Origin of the sequence: Streptomyces sp. HSG2, assembly GCF_016598575.1 — a bacterium.
Lineage (GTDB): Bacteria > Actinomycetota > Actinomycetes > Streptomycetales > Streptomycetaceae > Streptomyces.
Genome location: NZ_CP066801.1, coordinates 2091226 through 2111279 on the forward strand (window position 1 = coordinate 2091226; position 20054 = coordinate 2111279).

General features: G+C 71.5%; 16 protein-coding genes. 3 read left to right on the forward strand and 13 right to left on the reverse strand.

The features are described from left to right. Positions 1-5: 5 nt before the first annotated feature. Genes JEK78_RS08590 through JEK78_RS08620 form a run of 7 tightly spaced genes read right to left on the reverse strand, consistent with a single transcriptional unit; the run spans position 6 to position 7732 of the window. The gene (locus tag JEK78_RS08590) at positions 6-2507 is read right to left on the reverse strand and encodes an NADH-quinone oxidoreductase subunit G (protein ID WP_200263511.1); all 2502 of its coding nucleotides are present in this window, start codon (positions 2505-2507) and stop codon (positions 6-8) included. Next, complete coding sequence (gene nuoF, locus JEK78_RS08595; RefSeq protein WP_200263512.1) at positions 2504-3853, reverse strand: NADH-quinone oxidoreductase subunit NuoF; 1350 nt, start codon at positions 3851-3853, stop codon at positions 2504-2506. The genes JEK78_RS08590 and nuoF overlap by 4 nt, the downstream gene beginning before the upstream one ends. Further along, complete coding sequence (gene nuoE / locus JEK78_RS08600) at positions 3850-4755, reverse strand: NADH-quinone oxidoreductase subunit NuoE (RefSeq protein ID WP_200263513.1); 906 nt, start codon at positions 4753-4755, stop codon at positions 3850-3852. The genes nuoF and nuoE overlap by 4 nt, the downstream gene beginning before the upstream one ends. Then, entirely contained in the window at positions 4752-6074 is a 1323-nt protein-coding gene (locus JEK78_RS08605) for an NADH-quinone oxidoreductase subunit D (protein WP_200263514.1), read from the reverse strand. The genes nuoE and JEK78_RS08605 overlap by 4 nt, the downstream gene beginning before the upstream one ends. Next, positions 6071-6808: an NADH-quinone oxidoreductase subunit C gene (locus tag JEK78_RS08610; RefSeq protein ID WP_200263515.1), complete on the reverse strand. Its 738-nt coding sequence runs from the start codon at positions 6806-6808 to the stop codon at positions 6071-6073. The genes JEK78_RS08605 and JEK78_RS08610 overlap by 4 nt, the downstream gene beginning before the upstream one ends. Further along, positions 6805-7359 (reverse strand): NADH-quinone oxidoreductase subunit B, encoded by a 555-nt coding sequence (locus tag JEK78_RS08615; protein WP_200263516.1) that lies wholly within the window; start codon positions 7357-7359, stop codon positions 6805-6807. The genes JEK78_RS08610 and JEK78_RS08615 overlap by 4 nt, the downstream gene beginning before the upstream one ends. 13 nt (positions 7360-7372) lie before the next feature. Further along, positions 7373-7732 (reverse strand): NADH-quinone oxidoreductase subunit A, encoded by a 360-nt coding sequence (locus tag JEK78_RS08620; RefSeq protein ID WP_200263517.1) that lies wholly within the window; start codon positions 7730-7732, stop codon positions 7373-7375. Between the two features lie 743 nt (positions 7733-8475). On the opposite strand from JEK78_RS08620, the gene JEK78_RS08625 reads away from it, so the two are divergent. Next, the gene (locus JEK78_RS08625; RefSeq protein ID WP_200263518.1) at positions 8476-9345 is read left to right on the forward strand and encodes a C40 family peptidase; all 870 of its coding nucleotides are present in this window, start codon (positions 8476-8478) and stop codon (positions 9343-9345) included. Positions 9346-9505: 160 nt separating this feature from the next. Here JEK78_RS08625 and JEK78_RS08630 read toward each other — a convergent pair whose 3' ends face one another. The 6 genes from JEK78_RS08630 to JEK78_RS08655 form a co-directional block, all read right to left on the reverse strand. After that, positions 9506-10795 carry a geranylgeranyl reductase family protein gene (locus tag JEK78_RS08630; RefSeq protein WP_200263519.1) on the reverse strand — a complete coding sequence of 430 codons (1290 nt, stop codon included), beginning with the start codon at positions 10793-10795 and terminating at the stop codon, positions 9506-9508. Between the two features lie 223 nt (positions 10796-11018). After that, positions 11019-11711 (reverse strand): demethylmenaquinone methyltransferase, encoded by a 693-nt coding sequence (locus JEK78_RS08635; protein ID WP_200263520.1) that lies wholly within the window; start codon positions 11709-11711, stop codon positions 11019-11021. A gap of 228 nt (positions 11712-11939) precedes the next feature. Continuing rightward, positions 11940-12539 (reverse strand): hypothetical protein, encoded by a 600-nt coding sequence (locus tag JEK78_RS08640; RefSeq protein WP_200263521.1) that lies wholly within the window; start codon positions 12537-12539, stop codon positions 11940-11942. A 7-nt stretch (positions 12540-12546) separates the two neighbouring features. After that, complete coding sequence (mqnC, locus tag JEK78_RS08645; protein ID WP_200263522.1) at positions 12547-13746, reverse strand: cyclic dehypoxanthinyl futalosine synthase; 1200 nt, start codon at positions 13744-13746, stop codon at positions 12547-12549. A gap of 71 nt (positions 13747-13817) precedes the next feature. Then, complete coding sequence (locus tag JEK78_RS08650; RefSeq protein WP_200263523.1) at positions 13818-14705, reverse strand: A24 family peptidase; 888 nt, start codon at positions 14703-14705, stop codon at positions 13818-13820. Continuing rightward, complete coding sequence (locus JEK78_RS08655; protein WP_200263524.1) at positions 14702-17686, reverse strand: bacterial transcriptional activator domain-containing protein; 2985 nt, start codon at positions 17684-17686, stop codon at positions 14702-14704. Before JEK78_RS08655 ends, JEK78_RS08650 begins: the two co-directional genes overlap by 4 nt. A 549-nt stretch (positions 17687-18235) precedes the next feature. Between JEK78_RS08655 and JEK78_RS08660 the strand changes: the two genes are divergently transcribed. Both JEK78_RS08660 and JEK78_RS08665 read left to right on the forward strand, forming a co-directional pair. Then, positions 18236-18904 (forward strand): hypothetical protein, encoded by a 669-nt coding sequence (locus JEK78_RS08660; protein ID WP_200263525.1) that lies wholly within the window; start codon positions 18236-18238, stop codon positions 18902-18904. A 125-nt stretch (positions 18905-19029) separates the two neighbouring features. Further along, positions 19030-19986, forward strand: coding sequence for a hypothetical protein (locus JEK78_RS08665; RefSeq protein ID WP_242483306.1), 957 nt, complete (start codon positions 19030-19032; stop codon positions 19984-19986). Positions 19987-20054 lie beyond the last annotated feature (68 nt).

The following is a 20054-nucleotide window of genomic DNA, read 5'->3' on the forward strand; positions in this document are numbered from 1 at the left end:
CCCGCTCACGCGCCCACCTCCCGGTCCCGACCGGCGCCCGACGCCGGTCCGACGCGGACGAGGGAGCCGGGCGAAGCGCCGGCATCGGCGGCCACACCCCGGCCGACGGAGTTCAGCGGGAGCCAGACCACCCGGTCCGGCATGACGGTGACCCGCAGGGGCAACTCGACGGTGCCCGCCGGACCCGTGACGGCGAGGACCGCGCCGTCCTCGACGCCCGCCTCGGCCGCCGTGGCGGCGGATACCCGGGCGACGGCGGGGTGTCGGGTACCGGCCAGCGCCTCGTCGCCCCGCTGGAGCAGGCCGTGGTCGAGGAGCAGCCGGTGTCCCGCCAGCACTGCCTGCCCGGCGGCCGGTCGCGGCAGGGCCCCGGCCGTGGCGGTGGGCCCCGCGGCCCGGGGCCCGCCCCAGACACCGAGCCGGTCCACCTCGGAGCGCAGCGTCCGCAGGTCCGGCAGCCCGAGATGGACGTCCATGGCGTCCGCCAACATCTGCAGAACCCGCGCGTCGGTCGGTGCCGGGGGCCGGGTCGTCTGCTCGGGTTTGAGCGCGGCCTCGAAGGAGCGGACCCTGCCCTCCCAGTCGAGGAAGGTGCCCGCCTTCTCCACGACCGCCGCCACGGGCAGGACGACGTCGGCGAGGTCGGTCACGGCACCGGGCCGCAGCTCCAGCGAGACCAGGAACCCGACCTCGGCGAGGGCCGCGCGGGCGCGGGCCGGATCGGGCAGGTCGTCCACCTCCACGCCCGCGACCAGCAGGGCCTGGAGTTCCCCGGACGCCGCGGCGTCGATCATCCGCGCGGTGTCCCGCCCGTGCCGGCGCGGCAGTTCGGCCACGCCCCACAGGGCCGCGACCTCCTCGCGCGCCCGGGGGTCGGTCGCGGGACGCCCACCCGGCAGCAGAGTCGGCAGCGCGCCGACCTCCACGGCGCCCCGCTCCCCGGCGCGGCGCGGGATCCACACCAGCCCGGCTCCGGTGGCCGAAGCCGCCCGCACTGCGGAGGTGAGCCCTCCGTCGACCGCGGCCAGCCGCTCCCCCACCACGATCAACGCGCCCTGCGTCCGCAACGCCTCGGCGGCCGGCCCACCCTGCTCGTCGAGACCGACGCCGCCGGCGAGCGCGTCCAGCCACTCGGTCTCGGTGCCCGGTGCCGTCGGCAGCAGCGTCCCGTCGACCTTGCGCAGCCCTCGGGTGGCGTGACCGGCCAGGGAGAACACCCGTTGCCCGTGCCGGCGCACGCCCTTGCGCAGTCGCAGGAACACGCCGGGGGCCTCCTCCTCGGCTTCGAGACCCACCAACAGCACCGCGGGCGCGCGCTCCAGGGAGGTGTAGGTCGCTCCCGAACCGTCGAGGTCGACACCGCGACCGGCGACCCGCGCGGCCAGGAAGTCGGCCTCCTCGGCGCTGTGCGGCCGGGCCCGGAAGTCGATGTCGTTGGTGCCCAACGCGACCCTGGCGAACTTGGCGTACGCGTAGGCGTCCTCGACGGTGAGGCGGCCACCGGTCAGCACACCCGTCCGGCCCCGCGAGGCCAGCAGCCCCTGGGCGGCGACTCGCAGTGCCTCCGGCCAGGAGGCGGGCTCCAACTCGCCCTCCGGTCCGCGCACCAGCGGTGTGCGCAGCCGGTCCCGCTGCTGCGCGTAGCGGAACGCGAAGCGCCCCTTGTCGCAGATCCACTCCTCGTTGACCTCGGGGTCGTCCTCGGCGAGCCGACGCATGACCCTGCCGCGCCGGTGGTCGGTGCGGATCGCGCACCCTCCCGCGCAGTGTTCGCAGACCCCCGAGGAGGACACCAGGTCGAAGGGGCGTGACCGGAAGCGGTACGCCGCCGAGGTGAGCGCCCCCACCGGACAGATCTGGATGGTGTTTCCTGAGAAGTACGACAGGAACGGGTCGCCCTCGCCGCTGCCGACCTGCTGAAGAGCGCCGCGCTCCAGCATCTCGATCATCGGGTCGCCCGCGATCTGCTGGGAGAATCGGGTGCATCGCGCGCACAGGACGCATCGCTCGCGATCGAGCAGCACCTGGGTGGACAGCGGTACCGGCTTCTCGAAGGTGCGCTTGCGCCCCTCGAACCGGGACTCCGCCCGACCGTGCGACATCGCCTGATTCTGCAGGGGGCACTCGCCGCCCTTGTCGCAGACCGGACAGTCCAGCGGATGGTTGATCAGCAGCAGCTCCATCACGCCCTGTTGGGCCTTCTCCGCGACCGGCGAGGTCAGCTGGGTCCTGACCACCATCCCCTCGGTGCAGGCGATGGTGCAGGAGGCCATGGGCTTGCGCTGGCCCTCGACCTCGACGATGCACTGGCGGCACGCGCCCGCCGGGTCGAGCAGCGGATGGTCGCAGAACCGGGGGATCTCGATGCCCAGGCGCTCGGCCGCGCGGATGACCAGGGTGCCCTTGGGCACGGTGATCGCCGCCCCGTCGATGGTCAGGGTCACGGCGTCCTCGGGGGGGAGGGCCGCCTCGCCCCCTCCGGAGGCGGTGTTGGTCGTCACGGTCACGCGTTCACCTCCGTGAGGTCGGCCCAGGCTGTCGACCTGGCCGGGTCGAAGGGGCAGCCACGGCCCGTGATGTGCTGCTCGTACTCCTCGCGGAAGTACGCCAGCGAGGAAAGGATCGGCGAGGCCGCGCCGTCGCCCAGGGCGCAGAACGACTTGCCGTTGACGTTGTCGGCGATGTCGGTCAGCTTCCCCAGGTCGTCCATCGAGCCCTTGCCGGCCTCGATGTCACGCAACAGTTGGACAAGCCAGTAGGTGCCTTCCCGGCAGGGCGTGCACTTGCCGCAGGACTCGTGCGCGTAGAACTCCGTCCAGCGGGTGACGGCACGCACCACACAGGTCGTCTCGTCGAAGCACTGCAACGCCTTCGTGCCCAGCATGGAGCCCGCCTCGGCGACCGCCTCGTAGTCGAGGGGCACGTCGAGGTGGTCGGCGGTGAGCAGCGGCGTCGAGGAGCCGCCCGGTGTCCAGAACTTGAGTCGGTGCCCGGGGCGCATGCCGCCGCTGACGTCGAGCAGCCGACGCAGCGTCACACCGAGAGGCGCCTCGTACTGGCCGGGGGCGGCGACGTGGCCGCTCAGCGAGTAAAGGGTGAAGCCCGGGGACTTCTCGCTGCCCATGGAGCGGAACCAGTCCTTGCCACGATCCATGATGGCGGGAACCGAGGCGATCGACTCGACGTTGTTCACCACGGTGGGACAGGCGTAGAGGCCCTCCACTGCGGGGAAGGGCGGGCGCAGTCGGGGTTGGCCCCGCCGACCCTCCAACGAGTCGAGCAAGGCGGTCTCCTCGCCGCAGATGTACGCGCCGGCTCCCGCGTGCACCGTGATGTCGAGGTCGAGCCCGCTGCCCAGGATGTCCCGGCCGAGGTAGCCCGCCTCCCGGGCCTCCGCCACGGCCGCCCGCACCCGCCGCAGCACCGGGACGACCTCGCCGCGCAGGTAGACGAAGGCGTGCGAGGACCTGATGGCGTGGCACGCGATCACCATGCCCTCGACGAGGCTGTGCGGGTTGGCCAGCAGGAGCGGCATGTCCTTGCAGGTGCCGGGCTCCGACTCGTCGGCGTTGACCACGAGGTAGTGCGGCTTGGCATCACCCTGCGGGATGAACTGCCACTTCATCCCGGTGGGAAACCCCGCCCCGCCGCGCCCGCGCAGTCCCGACTCCTTGACGTACGCGATCACCTCGTCCGGATCCATGGCAAGCGCCTTGCGCAGCCCCTGGTAGCCCCCGTGCCTGTGGTAGACGTCGAGCGACCAGGACCGCTCCTCGTCCCAGAAGGCCGAGAGCACCGGTGTCAGCAGCTTCTCCGGACTCGTGTCCTTGATCTCGGCGGCCAAGGTCCTCACTCCCCCTCCTCGGCGGTGGGCCCGGACGACGCGGAGGGCCGGGGTGGGGCCCCCTCGTCACGGGTGGCGGACGGCGGCCGGTCGGGCCCCGGCGACGACGGGGCCTCACGCGCGCCGCTCCTCCTCTCCGGCCGATCGGCCGGAGACCGTTCCTCCTGCCCGGGCTGCGGGCCGCCGACCCGTGGCTGTACCACGCGCGCGGCACCCTCGCCCTTGGCCAGACGCAGCCCGGCCAGGGATGCCGCTCCCGCGCCGCCCCCGCCCTCCACCGCTCCCTCGCGGGTGTCGGGGAAGCCCGCGAGCAGCCGGGCGGTCTCCTTGAAGGTGCACAGTCGGGCACCCCGGGTGGGTGTGACGGGCCGGTCGTGGCGGAGGTCGTCGACGAGACGGCGGGCGCTCGCGGGCGTCTGGTTGTCGAAGAACTCCCAGTTGACCATCACCACCGGCGCGTAGTCGCAGGCGGCGTTGCACTCGATGTGCTCCAGGGTGACCTTGCCGTCCTCGGTGGTGCCGCCGTTGTCGACGCCCAGGTGGGCTCGGAGCTCCTCGAAGATGGCGTCGCCGCCCATCACCGCGCACAGGGTGTTGGTGCAGACACCGACCTGGTAGTCGCCCGAGGGCCCGCGCCGGTACATGGAATAGAAGGTGGCCACCGCCGTCACCTCGGCGGTGGTGAGGCCGAGGACGTCCGCGCAGAACCGGACACCGGTGCGGCTGACGTGGCCCTCCTCGGACTGCGCCAGGTGCAGCAGCGGCAGCAGCGCCGACCGGGGGTCGGGGTAGCGGGCGACGATCTCGCGCGCGTCGGCCTCCAGGCGCGCCCGGACGTCGGCCGGGTAGTCGGGGGCGGGCGGCTCGGGCATACCGAGGCTGACGCCGCGCTCCGAGGAACTCGCGGTCACCGGTCGACGCCTCCCATCACGGGGTCGATGGACGCGACGGCGACGATGACGTCGGCGACCTGGCCGCCCTCGCACATCGCCGCCATCGCCTGCAGGTTGGTGAAGGACGGGTCTCGGTAGTGGACCCGGTAGGGGCGGGTGCCGCCGTCGGAGACGGCGTGTACGCCCAGTTCTCCCTTGGGGGACTCGACCGCCGCGTAGACCTGGCCGGGCGGTACTCGGAACCCCTCCGTGACCAGCTTGAAGTGGTGGATCAGGGCCTCCATGGACGTGCCCATGATCTTCTTGATGTGGTCGAGGGAGTTGCCGAGGCCGTCCGGACCGAGCGCGAGCTGGGCGGGCCAGGCGATCTTCTTGTCGTCCACCATGACCGGCCCGGGCTCCAGCCGGTCCAGGCACTGCTCGACGATCCGGAGGGACTGGCGCATCTCCTCCAGCCGGATCAGGAAGCGACCGTAGGAGTCGCAGGTGTCGGTGGTCGGCACGTCGAAGTCGTAGGTCTCGTAGCCGCAGTACGGCTGCGCCTTGCGCAGGTCGTGCGGCAGTCCGGTGGACCGCAGGACGGGACCGGTGGCGCCCAGGGCCATGCACCCCGCCAGGTCCAGGTGGCCGATCCCCTGGAGGCGCGCCTTGAAGACCGGGTTGCCCGTGGCGAGCTTGTCGTACTCCGGGAGGTTCTCCCGGAGGGTGCGCACCAACTCCCGAACGCGGTCGACCGATCCGGGTGGCAGGTCCTGCGCCAGGCCACCGGGGCGGATGTAGGCGTGGTTCATCCGGAGCCCGGTGATCAACTCGTAGATGTCCAGGATCAGCTCGCGGTCGCGGAAGCCGTAGATCATGACGGTGGTGGCGCCGAGTTCCATGCCTCCGGTGGCGATGGCCACCAGGTGGGAGGAGAGGCGGTTCAGTTCCATCAGCAGCACCCGGACGACCGTGGCCCGGTCCGGGACGCGGTCCTCGATGCCGAGGAGCCGCTCGACCGCGAGGCAGTAGGCGGTCTCGTTGAAGAAGGACGTCAGGTAGTCCATGCGCGTCACGAACGTGGTGCCCTGGGTCCAGGTGCGGTATTCGAGGTTCTTCTCGATACCGGTGTGGAGGTAGCCGATGCCGCACCGGGCCTCGGTGACGGTCTCGCCGTCGATCTCCAGGATGAGGCGGAGCACCCCGTGGGTGGACGGGTGTTGAGGACCCATGTTGACGACGATGCGTTGGTCGTCGGCGCGGGCGGCGGACTGGACGACCTCGTCCCAGTCGCCTCCGGTGACCGTGTAGACCGGCCCCTCGGTGGTCTCCCGGGGCGAGGCGTGCGAACTGCTCATGTGTACGACCTCCGCTGGTCCGGAGCCGGGATCCGGGCGCCCTTGTACTCGATCGGAATGCCGCCGAGGGGGTAGTCCTTGCGCTGCGGGAAGCCCTGCCAGTCGTCCGGCATCATGATCCGGGTCAGGGCCGGGTGGCCCTCGAAGACGATGCCGAAGAAGTCGTAGGTCTCCCGCTCGTGCCAGTCGTTGGTCGGGTAGATCGAGACGAGCGAGGGGATGCGGGCGTCGGCGTCGGGGACGCCGACCTCCAGGCGGATGAGCCGGTTGTGGGTGATCGACCGCAGGTGGTAGACGGCGTGCAGCTCGCGTTCTCGGTCCTCGGGGTAGTGCACGCCGCTGACGCCGGTGCACAACTCGAAGCGCAGGGCGGGGTCGTCGCGCAGGGTGCGGGCGACGCTCGGCAGGTGTTCGCGGGCGACGTGGAAGGTCAGTTCGTCGCGGTCGACGACCGTCTTCTCGATCGCCTCGTCGGGCGGGAGGTCCTGTTCCTCCAGCGCGCCCTCCAACTCGTCGGCGACCTCGTCGAACCAGCCGCCGTACGGCCTGCTCGCCGGTCCGGGGAGGCGGATCGAACGGACCAGGCCGCCGTAGCCGGAGGTGTCGCCGGCGCCGGTGGCGCCGAACATGCCTCGCTGGACGCGGATCTCCTCGCCGCCCCCCTCGCGTCGGCCGGGAAGGCCCTCCCCGGGCGGTCGCGGCTCCGGTTCGGTCCCGGTGGGGTCGTCGCTCATCGCCGCCGCCCCTTCATCTCGATGGTGGGCAGGGCCTTGAGCGCCGCTTCCTCCGCCTCGCGGGCCGCTTCCTCGGCGTTCACTCCGAGCTTGGAGTTCTGGATCTTGTGATGCAGCTTGATGATCGCGTCCAACAGCATCTCGGGCCGCGGCGGACAGCCGGGCAGGTAGATGTCGACCGGGACGACGTGGTCGACGCCCTGGACGATCGCGTAGTTGTTGAACATGCCGCCGGAGGAGGCGCACACCCCCATGGAGATCACCCACTTGGGGTTCGGCATCTGGTCGTAGACCTGGCGCAGCACCGGCGCCATCTTCTGGCTGACCCGACCGGCGACGATCATGAGGTCCGCCTGACGGGGGGAGCCGCGGAATACCTCCATCCCGAAGCGCGCCAGGTCGTAGCGGCCGGCGCCGGTGGTCATCATCTCGATGGCACAGCAGGCCAGGCCGAAGGTGGCCGGGAAGACGGACGACTTGCGCGCCCATCCCACGGCCTGTTCGACGGTGGTCAACAGGAAGCCGCTCGGCAGCTTTTCCTCGAGTCCCATGACGTGTGGCCCCTCAGTCCCATTCCAGGCCGCCGCGCCGCCATACGTACGCGTACGCGACGAAGACGGTGAGCACGAAGAGCAGCATCTCCACGAGCCCGAAGAGCCCCAGGGCGTCGAAGCTGACGGCCCAGGGGTAGAGGAAGACGATCTCGACGTCGAAGATGATGAAGAGCATCGCCGTCAGGTAGTACTTGATGGGGAAGCGCCCGCCGCCGGCCGGCGTGGGGGTCGGCTCGATCCCGCACTCGTACGCTTCGAGCCTGGCCCGGTTGTACCGCTTCGGACCGATCATCGTGGCCATGACCACGGAGAAGATCGCAAAGCCTGCTCCGAGGGCTCCCAGTACGAGGATGGGCGCGTACGCGTTCACCGCTCCTCGCTCCTCTCAGTCGGCGCTGACTGCTGGCGGTTGCACGAGGCTCGCGTCCGCCTCGGCATCCCCGCGAACCCCGGCGGTACCCGACGAAGATCGCGAACATGTGAAGCAGGTCACAAGCCCGACTGTCCCGCATCCTATGCCCGTCGCTCTGTGATCTGCGACACGGGGTATCCCCCGATGTTTGTGATCTCCACCACCTGACGAAGGATCATGAAGTCGGATCAGCGGTGAGCTTCACACCAGAAGTGTCCGACTGATCACCATAGGTGACAAATTCGCTCGTCATCGCAGGCCGGAGCGGTTGTTCCCATATCAAGAGCGCTGCCGGGCGGGCAAATTCGCGACCCGCCCCCCGCCCTGATAATGCGACGCGTCCGCTCATCGACGACGCCACCGAGGACACCCGGGCACGTGCGCGCGTTCACGAGCGGACCCGGACGCGTCGACCACCCCCGGACGCGAGCCGGAGCGCCGCCGTTCCGTGACCTCGGTCACGGACATGAGAGACGCGTGAGAAGCGGGCTTGGCCATCCGTCCGGACCGGTGGTAGGCGATGGGCAATTCGGGCGTAACGATCAAAGCCCGAGATCACAGGCGTATCACGGCTGTCCGCTATGTCCGTTACGGCGTCAATAAAGCTCGACACGCCCGGGATTCGACGGGGTGGTTGAACAACTGTGGCGCACCCCACGTTCCTTGAAGGTATGGACAAGCTCCTGATACCGGTTGTTTCCATGTCCCACACCGCTCACATACGGAGTCACCGGAAGCCCCGCCGCAGCGCGTCCAGGATCGCGATGCGGGCCGGAGTCGCCGGCGGCGTCCTCAGTACCCTGGCCGTCGCCGGGGCCTCGGCTTCGGCGAGCGCCGCCGAGCCACTCACCCAGACCTTCGAGCTGCCCACGCTGACGGGCGACCTGGCCGCCCAGGTCGCGCAGTCCGCCGAGGTCACCGAGCAGGCGGCCGCCCACTACGAGCTGCGCGCCGAACGCGACGCCGCGGTGGCGAAGGCCGCCAAGCAGGCCGAGACCGACCTGGAGAAGGCCAAGGAGCGGGCGGAGGCGGCGAAGAAGGCGGAGGAGGCCCGGGAGCGGGCCGAGGAGGAGGAGCGTGAGGCCGCCGCCGAGCGCGCCTCCCGCGACGCCGAGCGGACCACCCTCACCGCGGCCGGCGGAACGACCGCCGCGTCCGACACGGCCTCCGCGCCCTCCGCGAGCGCGGGCACGACCACCACCGCCCCCTCGGCCACCGGCTCGGCCGCGGCCGTCGTCGCCTTCGCGCGGGCCCAGGTCGGCGACGCCTACGTGCTGGGCAGCTCCGGACCCAACTCCTGGGACTGCTCCGGTCTGGTGCAGGCGGCCTTCAAGCAGGCCGGCATCGATCTGCCCCGCGTCTCGCAGTCCCAGTCCACCGCGGGCACCCAGGTCTCGCTGGACAACCTGCTGCCCGGCGACATCCTCTACTGGGGCGCCGCGGGCAGCGCCTACCATGTCGCCGTCTACATCGGCGACGGCCAGTTCGTCGGCGCGCAGAATCCGTCCACGGGCGTGGTGCAGCAGCCGCTCTCCTACGACCCGCCGAGCGGCGCGGTGCGGGTGCTCTGACACGAGCGCCGGGCGCGCGCCCGGAGTCCGGGGCCGCCGCGCGCGGACGGACCTCGGGCGCGTGCCGACACACCACGCGCCCGCGCGGACCACGATCCCGCGCGGGTAGCACGCGGACGGCACGCGCGCGGGACCCACCCCGCGAGCGCTCCCCTTTCCCTCAGGCCTTGGGTGCCACCCGGCTCAGACCGTTGATGACCCGGTCCATCGCGTCGCCGCCCGTCGGATCGGTGAGGTTGGCGAGCAGCTTGAGGGTGAATCTCATCAGCATCGGGTGAGTCAGCCCCCGCTGGGCCGCGATCCGCATCACCTGCGGATTCCCGATGAGCTTCACGAAGGCCCGACCGAGGGTGTAGTAGCCCCCATAGGTGTCCTTCAGGACCCGGGGGTAGCCCCGCAGCGCCGTCTCCCGCTGCGCCGGCGTCGACCGGGCGTGCGCCTGGACCACGATCTCGGCGGCGATCTGTCCGGACTCCATCGCGTAGGCGATCCCCTCTCCGTTGAAGGGGTTCACCAGCCCCCCGGCGTCGCCGACGAGCAGCAGACCCCGCGTGTAGTGCGGTTGGCGGTTGAAGGCCATGGGCAGGGCGGCCCCCCGGATCGGGCCGGTCATGTTCTCCGGCGTGTACCCCCACTCCGGGGGCATCGACGCGCACCAGGCCTTCAGGACCTCGCGCCAGTCGAGCTCCTTGAAGGAATCGGAGGTGTTCAGCACGCCCAGACCCACGTTGCTGGTGCCGTCTCCCATGCCGAAGATCCAGCCGTAGCCCGGCAGCAGCCGGTCCTGGGGGCCGCGACGGTCCCAGAGCTCCAGCCAGGACTCCAGGTAGTCGTCGTCGTGGCGGGGGCTGGTGAAGTACGTGCGGACGGCCACACCCATCGGACGGTCCTCGCGCCGATGCAGCCCCATCGCCAGGGACAGCCGCGTGGAGTTGCCGTCCGCCGCCACCACCAGCGGCGCGTGGAAGGACACCTCCCGCTTCTCCTCGCCGAGGCGCGCCCGCACGCCGGTGACGCGCCCGGTGCGGTCGTCGACGACGGGCCCGGACACGTTGCACCGCTCGTACAGGCGGGCGCCGGCCTTCCGGGCCTGCCGAGCGAGTTGTTCGTCGAAGTCGTCCCGCTTGCGCACGAGTCCGTAGTCGGGGAAGGAGGCCAGGTCGGGCCAGTCCAGCTGGAGCCGGACGCCGCCGCCGATGATGCGCAGGCCCTTGTTGCGCAGCCAACCGGCCTCCTCGGAGACGTCGATGCCCATGGCGACGAGCTGCTTGACCGCGCGGGGCGTGAGGCCGTCGCCGCAGACCTTCTCACGAGGGAACGCCGTCTTCTCCAGCAGGAGGACGTCGAGTCCGGCCCTGGCGAGGTGGTACGCCGTCGTGGAGCCGGCCGGCCCCGCGCCCACGACGATCACGTCCGCGGTGTTGGTGTTGCCGGACAGGGGCTCGGTCACGTCGGGTACTCCCCCGGGTCGGTGAACCACGTGCCGAACGGCACCGGACACCGGCAGTCTATGCAGCGTCCCCACTCCCCCGGCCCAGGGGCGGTCGGTGAACCGACCTCCGGAGCGCCGGCGTTGTCCGGCCGGGGGGCCGCCCCGGCGCCGCGACGCCCGCCCGGCCGACACGCTCCCCGGACGCCTCTCGGGGCGGGACACCCGCCCGGTTCGAGGCGGGTCAGCCCTTGAAGCCGCGGTGCAGGGCCACCACTCCGCCGGTCAGATCGCGCCAGGCCACCCGCGACCAACCCGCCGCGGTGAGCCGGCTCGCGAGCCCCGCCTGGTCGGGCCATGCGCGGATGGACTCGGCCAGGTAGACGTAGGCGTCCGGGTTCGAGCAGACCGTACGGGCGACCGGCGGCAGCGCCCGCATCAGGTACCCGGTGTAGACCGTGCGGAACGGCGCCCAGGTCGGGTGCGAGAACTCGCAGACGACGATCCGCCCGCCCGGACGCGTCACCCGGTACAACTCGCGCAGCGCGGCGTCGGTGTCCTGCACGTTGCGCAGACCGAAGGAGATGGTGACGGCGTCGAAGACGTCGTCGGCGAAGGGCAGCCGGGTGGCGTCCCCCGCCGTGAACGGCAGCCGCGGATGCCGACGCTTGCCGACACGCAGCATCCCGAGGGAGAAGTCGCACGGGACCACGTGGGCCCCGGCCCGCGCGAAGGGGAGGGACGAGGTGGCGGTGCCCGCGGCCAGATCGAGGATCCGCAGGCCGGGGCGGGCGTCGACGGCCCGCGCGACCTCCCTGCGCCACGCCCGGTCCCGGCCGAGCGACAGCACGTCGTTGGTGAGGTCGTAGCGCTCGGCGACGCCATCGAACATCGTGGCGACTTCACTGGGCCGCTTGGTCAGGGAGGCACGGGTCACGCGCCCATTCTCGCAGGACCACCGGCCGACCCCACCGGCGGGGCGTCGCGCCCGGGGCGCCACACCGACGGCCCGCGCGCCGGGCCGACCCACCGTCCCCCGGCGGCACCCGACGGAAGGGCCTCGGCCCACCGATCCGCGGCGCGCGGAGGCGACCGCGACTCCGGCGGTCGCCGCGCCCGGGCGCGCCGGCGTCCGCCGTGGCCCGCCCGACCACCGAGGTGAGCCCTACGCGCGCCGGTGGACCAGCCTCCCGCCGATCACGGTGGCCACGCAGGTCGAAGGGCCCGAGCGGGCCAACGCCGCCAGGTCGGTCACGGCGAACACCGCGAACCGGGCCGGACCGCCCACGACCGGCCCCGGCAGGAGCACCAGCGGCGACGGCCAGAGGGAGGCGGGGCCCTCGGGGGCGTGCGGGCGCGGCGCGAGGGCAAGGCCGGCGCGCCGCACCGCGTCCTGGACGGGTCGGGCACGCGGCTCGCCGGCGATGGCGACGGTGCCGTGCGCCAGCATTCTCCCCACGCCGCGCCGCGCGGACGCGCCGAGGGCCGTCGCGTCCGCGCGCAGGAGGCTCCGGGCGCGCTCGCCAAGGACGGGTTCGGTGCCCAGTCGCTCGGCCTCCCGGGGGTCGGGGTGGTAGGCGTGCTCCAGCAGCTCCGGACCGTACGGGTTGAGCAGGCCCGGGGTGAGGACGCCGGGCCAGCGGCGGACCCGCGCGCGCGGGTCGGCGGCGGCCACCTCCTCGTACGGTCCGACGGCCGCCAACCGCGCCCCGTCGACCAGCACGGCGAGCTCGGGCGACGCCTCCGCGACGTGGACGGTCAGCACGGGGCGGTCAGTCGGCCGCGAGGAGGGTGAGTTCGGGGTGCGCGGTCCCGCCCTCGATCGCGGTGGACGACAGATGGGAGACGATTCGCTCGTCGGTCGGGTCGTCGGCCGGATCGTCGTGCACGACGAGGTGCTCGTAGGTGGTGGAGCGCTGTGCCGGGACGCGGCCCGCGCCGCGGATCAGGTCGATGATCTCCAGCCGGTTGGATCGGTGCCGGGCGCCGGCCGAGGAGACGACGTTCTCCTCCAGCATGATCGAGCCCAGGTCGTCGGCGCCATAGTGCAGGGATAGCTGCCCGATCTCCTTGCCCGTGGTCAGCCAGGAACCCTGGATGTGCCGGACGTTGTCCAGGAAGAGGCGGGCGACGGCGATCATCCGCAGGTACTCGAAGATCGTCGCCTGGGTGCGTCCCTTCAGGTGGTTGTTCTCCGGCTGGTAGGTGTACGGGATGAAGGCCCGGAAGCCACCCGTGCGGTCCTGCGTCTCGCGGATCATCCGCAGGTGCTCGATCCGCTCGGCGTTGGTCTCGCCGGTCCCCATGAGCATGGTGGACGTGGACTCCACGCCGAGCCCGTGCGCGATCTCCATGATCTCCAGCCAGCGCTCGCCGGACTCCTTCAGGGGCGCGATGGCCTTGCGGGGCCGCTCCGGCAGGAGTTCGGCGCCGGCGCCGGCGAAGGAGTCCAACCCGGCCCGGTGGATCCGGGTGACGGCCTCCTCGACGGAGACGCCGGAGATCCGCGCCATGTGCTCGACCTCGCTCGCCCCCAGGCTGTGGATGACGAGCTGCGGGAACTCCCTCTTGATCGCGGAGAAGTGCTCCTCGTAGTACTCCACGCCGTAGTCGGGGTGGTGACCACCCTGGAACATCACCTGGGTGCCGCCCAGCTCCACCGTCTCGGCGCACCGGCGCAGGATGTCGTCCAGACCGCGTGTCCAGCCCTTCTCCTTGTCCTTGGGAGCCGCGTAGAAGGCGCAGAACCGGCAGGCGGTGACGCACACGTTGGTGTAGTTGATGTTGCGCTCGATGATGTACGTGGCGATGTGCTCGCTGCCGGCGTAGCCGTGCCTTCGCACGGCGTCCGCCGCGGCCCCGAGCGCGTGCAACGGGGCGTCCCGGTACAGGACCAGGGCTTCGTCGGGGGTGATCCGCCCACCGGCGGCGGCGCGGTCGAGGATGGGCTGAAGGTCGGCCTTCTCGGTCACCGGCGTCCCTCTCAGGGGTGGGGTGTGGACGGGCCGGACCAGCCTACGCCGGCGGCCCCGGACGACCGGCGTCAGGCCGAGCGGGCCCCCACCAGCAGCCCCAGCAGGGCCCCCGCGAGGAGAAACGGTCCGAAGGCGATGGCCGTCCCCCGGCCCGCCCGCCGCCGGAGAACCAGCAGACCGCCGTATCCGGCGCCCAGGACGAACCCGGCGGTCGTGCCCAGCAGCAGCACCGGCCAGCCGTACCAGCCGAGGACGGCGCCGACGCCGAGCGCCAGCTTCACGTCGCCGAACCCCATGCCGGCCGGGTTGAGCAGCCACAGCGCGAGATGACCGGCCCCCAGGACGAGGCCGCCCGACAGGGCTCCTGTCCAGGAGCCGGCGGCCCCGGGGGCGGGCGCGACCAGGCCCAGCAGCACCACCGTCGCACCGGCGAACGGCAGAGTCAGCGGGTCCGGAAGCCGCGACACGCGCAGGTCGACGACGGCCAGCAGCACCCCGACCGGGGCCAGCGCCAGCCAGACCGCCAGCTCGGGCCGGACACCGACGGTCGCGGCCAGGGCGACACAGACGAGCGCGGTGACGGCGGGGAGTGCCGGACCGGGCCCGTAGAAGCCCCCAGGGTCCCCCACCGACCCGCCGGCACACGACACACACCGCGCGCGCCCCAACCAACCGGAGATCGCGTGGCCGCCGGGGCAACGGTCCCGCCACGGCTCGCCGGCCGGGGCCGCGAACCGATACGCGGCCCTCGGCAACAGCACCCCGGCGACCACGCCCCACAGCAGGGCGCCGACGATCACCCAGGACTCGGCGGCCCCCCATGCCCCGAGCCCGGACAGCCCGAGATCCGAGGGGACGGCGCCCGACTGCCCGATCCCCGTCCCCGCCGCACCCGGCGGGCCAAGGCCCGCGCCCGGGTCCCCCGTACCGGCGACGCCGGCCGGTGTCGCCCTCATCCCGCCGCGGCGGCGCTCTCACGCCACGTCGGCAGCAACTCGTCCAGCAGCGCCTCCGTCCGGGGCGGAACCCCCCGGGGACCGCCCCGCGCGACGAGGTCGACCGCCAGGGCGCGGAGACGGTCCGCGTCGCCGGTGGAGTGCGTGGCCCGCAACAGCCGGTGCCACAGCCGTTCGTCGCCGGGCGCGGTGCGCAGGGCGGCGGTCAACGCCTCGATGGCCTTCTCCGCGCGGTCCTTCTCCAGATGGAACTCGGACAACGCCAGCCCGATGTCGGCCACGAGCAACGGCAACCGGGCGTCGACGATCTCGTGCCCGAGCCACCGGTAGCGGCCCTCCGGCCGATCGGCCAGCAGCGGTCCCCGCACCAGGACCAGGGCGTCGGTGAGCATCCGCCCGCGCACGGCCCGGTTGTCGGCGCCCCCGCCCTGGGTGGCCTCGTGGTACAGCGAACGCAGGACGTCCAGATCCGAGACGACGGACCGGGAGAGGACGAGCCGCCCGGCCGCGTCCGCACGCAACCGGGGGCCCTCGCCGGGGTCGGCGCCGAGCCAGTCGCGCAGGCGGGCAAGGAGCGCCTCCCGCACGTCGTCGGGAACCCCACGCGGCCACAGCGCGGAGCTCAACACCCGCGGATGGACCCCCTCGCGGTGCAACAGGAGCAACGCGAGCGCCTCGCGCAGGAGCTCTCCGCGCTCCTCCTCGGGCGCGTCCAGGCCGATGATCTCGTACGGGCCGACGAGACGTGCGTACACCGCCGGACGCCCCTGCTCGGTCACGTCCACCAGGAACGGCGGCGCCGACGCCGGCCCGCCGTCCGGCCCGTCCCCCGGACCCCGCTCGGGGTCGGCGGCGACGAACAGGTCGAGTACCGCTCGCTGCTGCGCGGCCGGCAGCAACTGGGCGTCCAACTCCAGGCCGAGCAGGGGCGCGATCAGCCGCCCCTCCGGAGTGATCTCCATCTCCCAGGTGGCGCCGGGGAGTTCATTGGCGTCGGTGGCGACGAGGTAGCCGATGCCGAGGCGCCCCGCACCGGCGGCGAGTTCCGCCAACCGTCGGGCGTCCTCCGCCGAGGGCGGCGCAGCGAGAAGAACCAGATGAGGCGCCCAACGCGTGTGCCGGGCGGGACCGGTACGCCCGGTGAGGACGGAATCGTGACCGGCGGTGCCCAACGCGCTCCGCCGCTGCCGCGTCTCCGCCTCCATCGTCTCGAACAGGGCTTCGGTGTCCTCAAGATGGCGAAGCCGGTTGGGTGCCAGCGGCGTGAGATGCCCGCCGAATCCCACCAGCGTGATCGTCATCCGGTCCGACCAACCGTTGGTCGCCAACTCGGCCGCCACGGAGGCCAGTACCGCGCCCCGGTCGGACTCGCGGCCACGCAGGGACACCAGCCCGGGCACGGACTCCACGTTGAGCAACAGGCGAGCCCCGTCCATCGTGCCGAGACTCACCAGTCCGGGATACGGGGCCGCGGTGTCCACGTCCGCGTAGCGACCGGCCTCCCCCTCGGACAGCACCCAGAAGGTCTCGTCCTGACCCAGCCGCCAGGGCGAAGGCGGGGTTCCGGCCGGCTGCGCGAGCTGCAGGTGCAGTTCGCCGTCGCTGAGCCAGGCCGCGTAGACCACCGGCAACGGACGCGACTCGTCCCCCAGGGCGGCGGACAGCCCCCGCAGCGAGCGGTCCAGCATCCGGACCCCTTCGGGGTCGGCGCCGACCAACAACGCGTCCATCGCGTCCCGCGCCTCACCAGTGGGCGTGGGCGGCTCGGCAGCGCGCCGCCCCGCGACGCCGGCCCACGCCGACTGCCACAGCGCCTGCCGCCGCCGGTGCCCCAGCGCGCCGAGGAGCCCGGCGGCGAGGAGCGGAGCCGCGAGCAGGGCCCCCGGCAGGCCGAAGGCCCCGTCATCGGCCGTCGCCCCGATGTCGCTCGCCCCGGAGGAGGTTCCCGCTCCCCGGGTCATGGCGGGGGCGGACGCCGGGGAAACGGCGCCCGCCCCCGCCACGCCGACCTCGTCGCCGACATCGGCCCGTGCGACGTCGCCAGGCGCCACCGCGCCCTCGCCGGTGTCCGCGTACTCCTCGATCTGCCCGCGCAACGACTCGGAGACCTCGGGAGCCTCTCCGGGCATCTCGACCAGCTCGCCCCCACGGGCGTCACCCGGCATCTCCATGATCCACCCGGGGCGAATCAGACTCGCCTCCGACAGCCGCGAACCGTCCGGCTGGGCACGGTCCTTGTTGAGAGCGAAGATCTCCTTGTAGCGACGACCGTCCCCGAGGTGCCGCTCGGCGATCTCCCAGAGAGAGTCGTGATGACGTCCCTCGGGAGGCTGAATCCGGTAGTACTTCGTGTCCCCCTGCCCGGCGGCGCGCTCGCCGGCCCCCGCCCGCTCGGGTGACGCCGTGAGCGGCACACTCGCGGCTCCCTCCGCGGACCGGTCCCGTTGCGCGGGAACATCGGGCGTCCGCTGCGCGGTGGCGGCCGGACCCTGCCGGCCGCTCTCCACTCCGTGCCCGAGCTGCGACAGCCCGGGGGTGATCCCGGCGGCGCCGGCCCCGATCAGCAGAAGTGCCGCGACCAACTGCCGGGCGAGCAACTGACTGGGACCGGACCCGGGCACCCGTCCGGGCACGCCGACCCCCGACAACGCGGCCTTGACCTCCACCAGCACACAGGCGGCGAACTGCGCCCAGGCCAACCAGACGACGACGGTGAGAACACCGAGGAACGTCTGGACGGTGATCTCACGCTGCAACCACTCCAGGCTCGGCGCACCACCGGGCAACGGCCACCCACGCCACACGGCCAGCCCCAACGGCACGCCGGCGACCAGCCCGAGTAGGGAGACGAACGCCAGAAACGCCTTGACGACGTCCCCGAACGTCCGCCGTCGCACCCGCACGGGTCGCGGCGTCCGGTTCACCGGAGCCGAGGGGCGTGCCGGTGGGCCGGGAGAGCGAGAAGTGCGGCGTCGCGACATGACGGGCGTCCCAGGTTGTCGTGGGGGGCGAACGGCTCGGAGCCCGAGCCTACAGAGATCCTAGGGACCCGACTTGAGCCACCCGAGGCAGCCGGGACGCCCGAAAGCACCCCAGCGACAATCCACTTGAGCATCCCGCCCTCGGACGCCGATCATCGACCCTCCCACGTCGCAGGAGCGGCCTCGCTCACCGTTCGCCGTGGGGCGTGGCCCGCCCCCTTCGGCACGAGCCCGCGAACCGATCAGTCGCCGTCCTGGACCGCACCGAAGCCGACCCCGACAGCAGCGCTCCACCTCGCGGCGACACGACCGCGTCCGCCAAGCACGGCTCCACGGTCGATCGGACGACGAGCGTCACCCGCTCCCCCGCCCTTCGGCGAGTCGGCCTCGCACCCGGCGAGAAACGCACGACCCGTGCTCTCACCCCTGAACTACGCTGCCCGACAACAGCGTTCACCGTCCTGGAACACGAAACCCGGTGGTCGAGCTCAGCCGGAGAGCCGGGCAAGGGGTGGACACGATCCGAATGACCATCATGGGAGAGACAACGTGAAACCCCGTCCCCTGCTCACGGCCGCCGCCCTCACACTGACGGCCACCCTCCTGACCGCCTGCGGCGCGGACCAGAGCACGACCGACGACACCCCCATCGCAGGCGCCGACCAAAGCCCCACCCCCACAACCGAAAGCGAGACCTCCACACCCACACCCTCCCCCGAGAACGCACCCGACGGCGTCGACCTCTCCCTACCCGACGACATCAACCTCCTCTTCGAATGGGACACCCCAGACGACCAAAACGAAGCAGCCGCCCTTGAAGACGCCGCGAACTACATGAGGGCGATCTACCGGGGTGTCTCGCAACGTACGGCAGCAGAGCCGGCAGTGGCCAACTACGCCAAGGACCACGGGATCGAGTACGCACGGACCCAGATCGACGCCAGACTCGAAGGCGGATGGACCGCGACGGGAACCAAGCGATTCTCTCAATCCGCCACCCGCTCCGCGCCGAACGGAGACGTCGTAGAGGTCACTTTCTGCTCGGACTCCACCTACTTCTACGGAAAGGAGGTCGACACGGGCAAGGTCCTCAAGACAGAACCCAGCATCGTAGATTTCAGTCACTACAAGATCGTCATGATCGAGCATCCGAGCCTTGAGGGACTGTGGCAGGCAGCACAGGTCTTCGTGGAGCCGGAGGCAGAGAAATGCCGGTAAGAATCCCACAACGCCTACTAACCCCCACCTCCCTCTGCCTAGCACTGACTCTTTCCCTTGCGCTTCATCAAAGTCGCGCTACTGCTGCGGAGACCCCCAAAGAGCAAGTTGGCGCACAATCCGAGGTGGATGGTGGAATCAAGGAAAACAACCTCTACGCCGTGGCACGGATCGAGTACTCCGGATCGGTCGCCACGAACGGCGAAGGAACCGGAAACCTCAACGCCACCTCACCCGACTGGGACCCTCCCGGATGCTGGTACGCCCCCTACCTCGGAGCGAAAGCCTTCAAAAAGGAAATGTCCCAGGAAATCGAAGATTTAAGGAACACGCCCGGGATGGCTGGCCACGCCGGTGCCGCAATCGCCGAAATGGAGCGCCACTACACCGACGAATACGCATTCTCGGACACCCCCGGATACGACGACTACAACGTCGACAAAGACGGCGAAGGCATGTTCTGGGCCGGCGTGGAAAACCCGAACGAACCCGATCTATTGAAACGGCACGCCTGCTCAGCTCCACCCTTCTGGGTCGAGAACGGCGAAGCCCCACCACCCCAGTACGAACAAGCCATCACACCGGAAATCCTGGCCGCACTCGCCTACCAACAAATGACCCTCCCCGAGACCGACATCAACCTCGCCCCCGAAACCACCACCAAGGTCAACCTCCCCACCTGGATCTGGCTGGACAACACCGTCTTCACCCCCGTGCAGGCCACAGCCTCCCTCAACACCCCAGGCTTCACCCTCCAGGCCACCACCACCGCAACCCCCGTATCCCTGACAGTCGAACCAGGCACCCCACACGCCCAGACCCACCCCACCTCGGGCACCTGCCCCATCCAACCGGACGGCACCATCGGACGCCCCTACACCCAAGGCAACGCCGAACAGACCCCACCCTGCGGACTCACCTACCACCACTCCTCCGGCACCGACACCTACCCCCTCCAGGCCACCGTCACCTGGCAAATCAACTGGACCGGCACCGGCAACGCCGGAGGCGACCTACCCAACGGCACCATCGAAGAGACCAAGAACATCACCGTCCAGGAAATCCAATCCCTCAACCGATAACCAGGCTCTTCGATCTTGATGGGGGTACCGCCGACCGTCGGCACCTCGGCGTGCGCCGACTGCCCGTC

What these genes read in the sequence shown, in the direction of transcription:
- JEK78_RS08605 (WP_200263514.1), bottom strand. Translation starts at nt 6,074, where the DNA reads ATGAGCAGTTCGCACGCCTCGCCCCGGGAGACCACCGAGGGGCCGGTC.
- JEK78_RS08610 (WP_200263515.1), bottom strand. Translation starts at nt 6,808, where the DNA reads ATGAGCGACGACCCCACCGGGACCGAACCGGAGCCGCGACCGCCCGGG.
- JEK78_RS08615 (WP_200263516.1), bottom strand. Translation starts at nt 7,359, where the DNA reads ATGGGACTCGAGGAAAAGCTGCCGAGCGGCTTCCTGTTGACCACCGTC.
- JEK78_RS08625 (WP_200263518.1), top strand. Translation starts at nt 8,476, where the DNA reads ATGTCCCACACCGCTCACATACGGAGTCACCGGAAGCCCCGCCGCAGC.
- JEK78_RS08650 (WP_200263523.1), bottom strand. Translation starts at nt 14,705, where the DNA reads ATGAGGGCGACACCGGCCGGCGTCGCCGGTACGGGGGACCCGGGCGCG.
- JEK78_RS08655 (WP_200263524.1), bottom strand. Translation starts at nt 17,686, where the DNA reads ATGTCGCGACGCCGCACTTCTCGCTCTCCCGGCCCACCGGCACGCCCC.